Consider the following 3744-nt stretch of genomic DNA (forward strand, 5'->3'; position numbering starts at 1 on the left):
GTGGCGTTGTGGGTGGCGAAGCAGTACCAGGGCTCGCCCTTGCGGCAGGCCCGGCACTCCCCGCACACCGCCCGCCAGTTGAGGATCACGTGGTCGCCCACGGCCACCTCGGTGACCCCTTCCCCGATCGCGGACACCACGCCCGAGGACTCGTGGCCCAGCAGGAACGGGTAGTCGTCGCCGACCCCGCCCTGGACGTAGTGGTGGTCGGTCTGGCACACCCCGCAGGTGAGCACATCCACCAGCGCCTCCCCGGGCCCCGGGTCCGGCACCAGGATGGTCTCCACACTGACCGGCTGGTTCTTGCCCTTCGACACCACGCCTTTGACCTTGTGCATGCTGGAACTGCCTTTCGTCGTCGTCGGCACCGGGAACGGTGCTCGATCACAATGTTCGTGCTGAGTGGGTCCCGCTCTCGGGACGGAGGGCCAGGGCCGGAGCGGCATGCGCTCCGGCCCCGGCGGGCGGAGCGTCACCCGCGGATGCGCTCCATGCCGGGGTCCACGAGCGGCTCGGCGCTGACCGTGGCCGCGACGCGCTCGCCGAGGTACTCGATCTCCACGCCGTCCCCCTCGGAGATCTCCGGCGGGAGCCAGGCGTAGACGACCGGGCGTCCCACGGTGTGGCCGAAGACGGCGCTGGTGACGTAGCCGGCGGCGGCGCCGTCCACGTAGACGGGCTCCTTGCCCAGGACCACGGACCGGCCGTCGTCGACCGTCAGGCAGCGCAGCCGGCGCCGCACCTGGCCGTCGGAGGCCACGGCCTCCGAACCCACGAACTCGCCCTTGTCCTTCTTGACGGCGAAGTCCAGTCCTGCCTCCAGGGCGGTGTGCTCCGTGGTCATGTCGGTGCCCCAGGAGCGGTAGCCCTTCTCCACGCGCAGGCTGTTGAAGGCGGCGCGCCCCGCGGGGACGATGCCGAACTCCTGGCCCGCCTCGTGCAGCAGGTCCCACAGCCGCAGCCCCTGGTCGGCGGTCGTGTACAGCTCCCAGCCGAGCTCGCCCACGTAGGAGAGGCGCATCGCGGTGACCCGCAGGCCGCCCACCCGGATCTGCTTGGTGCGGAAGTACTTCAGGCCGTCGTTGGACAGGTCGTCACGGGAGACCTTCGCCATGACCTCCCGGGCCTTCGGGCCCCACAGCCCGATGCAGCAGGTCTCGGCGGTGGTGTCCCGGACCAGGGCCCAGGCGGTGGGGTCCTCGGCGCTCTGCCGGTTCGCCTCGGCGGACAGGTACGCCACGTCGACGCTGCTGTTGATGCCGGCCTGGAACAGGTTCTCGCTGAGCCGGGCCACGGTGATGTCGCTGCGGATCCCGCCCTTCTCATCCAGGAAGAGGCAGTACGTCACGGCACCCGGCTTGCGCAGGATGTTGCCGGTGGTGAGCCGCTGCAGCAGGGCGGCGGCCCCCGGTCCCTCGACCGTCACGCGCTTGAGCGGGGTCATGTCGTACATCGCCACGGCGGTGCGGGTCTTCCACGCCTCGACCGCCGCGATCGGCGAGTGGTACTGAGCCGCCCACGGCTCCCGCTCCGGCTCGCGCCACTCCTCGGGCAGCTGGTCCAGGAGCGCGGCGTTGGACTCGTACCAGTGCGGGCGCTCCCAGCCGTGGCTCTCCAGGAAGAACGCGCCGAGCTCCAGCTCCCGGGGGTAGAACGGGCTGACCCGCAGGTTGCGCGGCGACTCCCGGGGCTGGAGGGGGTGGAGGACGTCGTAGATCTCCACGAAGTTCTGCTTGCCCGTCTCCTCGACGTACTCCGGGGAGAGCTGCACGTCGTCGAAGCGGGTGGCCTCGCAGCCGTGCAGATCCGTCTCCGGGACGCCGTCCACCAGCAGCTCGGCCATGGCCTTGGCCACGCCCGAGGAGTGGGTGACCCACACCGCCTCCGCCACGAAGAAGCCGGCGAGGTCCGGGGACTCGCCGATGAGCGGGCCCCCGTCCGGGGTGAAGGAGAAGATCCCGTTGAAGCCCTCGGCCACCTCGCTGCCGCGCAGGCTGGGGAGGAAGCGCTGGCTCTCGGCCCACTGCTCGGTGAAGTCCTCGGGCGTGAAGTCCAGGCGGGAGGGCATCCGGTCGTGGGCGATGTCGCGGGGCGCGTAGTGCGGCAGGTCGGAGAGATCCACCGGCATCGGGCGGTGCGCGTAGGAGCCGATGCCGATCCGGTCCCCCCACTCCCGGTAGTAGAGGTCCGCGTCCTGGTGCCGGAGGATCGGCAGGGTCGCGCCGTTCGGGGCGTCGTGCTTGCCGACCAGCTCGGGGACCGCGGAGGTGTAGACGTACTGGTGGGCCAGCGGCAGGATGGGGCACGGCATGCCGGCCATCTCGCCGATCGCGGGTCCCCAGAACCCGGCGCAGGAGACGACGATGTCCGCCGGCACGGTTCCGCCCGACGTGGTCACACCGGTCACGCGGCCGTTCGACCGCTCGATGCCCGTGACAGTCGTCTCCGGGCAGTAGGTCACGCCGGCGCGGGTGGTGCGGTCGATGAGCACCTGCACCGCCTTGGCCGCCAGGGCGAGACCGTCCGTCGGCACGTGGTAGCCGCCCAGGACCATCTCGGGGTTGACCAGGGGGTGCTGCTCGAGCACCTCCTCGGGCGTGAGCAGCCGGCCCTCGATCCCCCAGGACGTCGCGTAGCCCACCTTGCGCTGGAGCTCCTCCAGCCGCGCCGGCGTGGTGGCCACCTCGAGTCCGCCGACCTGGTTGAAGCAGCCCAGGGACACGAGCTTCTCCACCGTGTACTTCGCCAAGTGGGTCATCGTCCGCGACGGGTTCGTCTGGTAGACGAGTCCGGGCGCGTGCGACGTCGAGCCGCCGGGAAGGGGCAGCGGGCCCTGCTCCAGGACGGTGACGCTCGTCCAGCCGCGCTGGACGAGCTCGTCGGCAAGGTTGGTGCCGACGATGCCGGCTCCGATGATGACGACGCGAGGGGTGGTGCTCATGGATGGTTCTCCTGACCTGCGGATGTCGTGCGGGGGTCGACCGGAATTCAGTTCGACTGGGACTCGTGGCCTTGGGCGGTGAGCCCGGGCGGCAGGTTCGGCGCCTCGGCCGACTCCTCGACCATGATGTCGCCGTCCACGACGGTCACCACGTGGGTCCGGACCGGCAGCTTGGCCGGGGGCGCGTCCACCGCGCCGGTGCGGAGGTTGAACTTGGACGCGTGCAGCGGGCACTCCACCTCGCAGTCCTCCACCCAGCCGTCGGCGAGCGAGGCGTCCTGGTGGGTGCAGGTGTCGTCGAGGGCGAACAGCTCGCCCTCCTCCGTGTGGAACACCGCGATGGGCGGGTTGGTGTCGAGCCGGAGGGCGTCGCCGGGAGCGAGGTCTTTCAAGGGACACGCCTTGTGCATCGGAGCGGATCCTTTCCTGGGTGGGACGGGCCTGCCGTGCCGAGCGTTCTTTCCCGACTCAAGCGGCTCACTATGAGCAACGAGTGTTGCAATGTGCAACAAGCGTGGGGAGTGGAGACGGGCGCTGTCAAGAGATGGACCCCCACGGATTCGTGATCGACCTCACAGAACGACGTTTTGTAAATTTCTCGCGACGTATTGCCGGAAGCCCTTGACGGAGCCTGTGGCGACGCCCACTCTGAATCTCACATTACGAATCGTGTTGCACAGCTTGCGAGTCAGATCCCGGAACGGGACCTCTCGCCACTGGCTCAGCTCGTCAGTCGTCCGTTGTCTGTCTCTTGAAAGGGGTCCTTCATGGAGTCCCTCGTCATTGTCGGGGCGTCCCTGGCC

General features: G+C 69.7%; 3 protein-coding genes. All 3 read right to left on the reverse strand.

Going from position 1 to position 3744, the window contains the following annotated elements; all coding sequences use genetic code 11:
• Positions 1-338: alcohol dehydrogenase catalytic domain-containing protein (locus tag ACFYE3_RS18930; RefSeq protein WP_387611991.1), on the reverse strand; the 338-nt coding region annotated here is incomplete at its 3' end.
• A gap of 134 nt (positions 339-472) precedes the next feature.
• Complete coding sequence (locus ACFYE3_RS18935) at positions 473-2941, reverse strand: GcvT family protein (protein ID WP_387611994.1); 2469 nt, start codon at positions 2939-2941, stop codon at positions 473-475.
• Positions 2942-2988: 47 nt separating this feature from the next.
• Positions 2989-3351: a bifunctional 3-phenylpropionate/cinnamic acid dioxygenase ferredoxin subunit gene (locus ACFYE3_RS18940; RefSeq protein ID WP_387611997.1), complete on the reverse strand. Its 363-nt coding sequence runs from the start codon at positions 3349-3351 to the stop codon at positions 2989-2991.
• Positions 3352-3744 lie beyond the last annotated feature (393 nt).

This window comes from Kocuria arenosa (assembly GCF_042879215.1).
GTDB lineage: Bacteria > Actinomycetota > Actinomycetes > Actinomycetales > Micrococcaceae > Kocuria > Kocuria arenosa.

Coding starts and splice junctions, on each gene's coding strand:
- ACFYE3_RS18935 (WP_387611994.1), bottom strand. CDS start 2,941: ATGAGCACCACCCCTCGCGTCGTCATCATCGGAGCCGGCATCGTCGGC.
- ACFYE3_RS18940 (WP_387611997.1), bottom strand. CDS start 3,351: ATGCACAAGGCGTGTCCCTTGAAAGACCTCGCTCCCGGCGACGCCCTC.